Genomic DNA, 1,426 nt, shown 5'->3' with positions numbered 1-1,426 from the left:
TTTTTTTTTTTTTTTTTTTTTTTTTTTTTTTTTTTTTTTTTTTTTTTTTTTTTTTTTTTTTTTTTTTTTATATATATTTTTCTTACTTTCCTTCTACCTTTTTACTTTTGTAATGTCTTGCCCCCTTAGTAAGCTTCTTCCTTTCTTTTTCTTTTTATTCTTCTTTTCGTCCTCTTGTTCTACCTCCAAATCTTTATTAGGTAAGGGCGTTTATAAAGTAAATAAACACTTTTAGAGTAGTAGGAGCCGGATTATAACAAGGGTAGAGGTTTTTTTTATAAATATAGGAAGAAGAAGGTATTCGGAGGCGACTAAGTCGATCAACTAGAACCTATACGGTCTTGAATGAATTGTTAGGGAAGGGCAGGTAAATAATTGATAGTAGGAAAGAAGAAAAAGAAGAAAAAAAGAAAAAAAAAAAAGAAATTTTGAAAGTAGTAGAAGAAGAAGGGTAGTAGAATTTAGGGGGTATAAACAGTTAGTAGAGTAGGTAGGGTGTTAGGTGGCTTTGGTTGTATGGGTAGGGAGGATATGTTGAGGTTAGTATATTAATAAAGAAGGTTGAATTGGTAAATGTAAAAAGAAAAAGATAAGAGTAATATGAATACTTTTGGTATAGTTATAAGATGTTGTAAATTATATTAGGGAAGATAAAAAGTAGTTAGCTTTTTACTTAGTGGAAACGTAGTTTGAGTGGACGCTGTAGGGTAGGCACGTCTGCTTTATATAAGAAAGGCGCGGCCGAGGTTGAAAAGGTGGAAGAGGGAAAGGCAGTGAAGGGTGGTACTTACCGAGTGCAGGGTAGGCAAGAACGACCGGGTAGGTAAGGAAGGCGCAATCGACCTTTGGAAGCCGAAGTTTTGAAAAGGAAAATTGCGAGTAGGTAGCGCTTATTAAGTGTAGGGTAGGTAAGAACTACAGGGTAGGTACGACGGGCCTGTATGAGAAAGGTAAGATCAAAGTTGAAAAGAAAAAAGTAGTAGGCGGGTAGTACCTACCGAGTGCAGGGTAGGCAGGAATGACCGGGTAGGCAAGGAAGGCGCAACCAACTTGACGAGGAAGGCGTGGTCTTTGTGAACTTGGAGCGAGATTCCTGAGAAGGTGCGACCCAGTTGGGTGGCTGGGTGGCCGTGAGTCGATTTTTAAAATTTCCCATACTGGGGAATTTCGCGGGAGTTGAAAAGTCGCGGCTCAGACCGTCGGGCCGCACCGTCCCCAGACTCGAGGTCGGAGGGTATACAAGAAGGAGCGGCGGAGAGCAATGGGAAAGAGCGAGCGGTAAGACTGCTCGGTCGTCCCTGCCTCCGGCTCCCTCTTACAGGTGTGGGCAAGGACGTACAGGGCCTGCTCCACCTGGAAGCCTTCTGCGGGAGGGCTGCTCTGGCCTGTGGCCTAGGCACCTTCCCGCGGTAACCTGCAAAGGAAA

It is taken from the genome of Pseudoblastomonas marina (assembly GCF_014641655.1).
Taxonomy (GTDB): domain Bacteria; phylum Pseudomonadota; class Alphaproteobacteria; order Sphingomonadales; family Sphingomonadaceae; genus Alteriqipengyuania_A; species Alteriqipengyuania_A marina.
The sequence above is the reverse complement of the archived record's forward strand: the minus strand, read 5'-3'. Positions refer to the sequence as shown.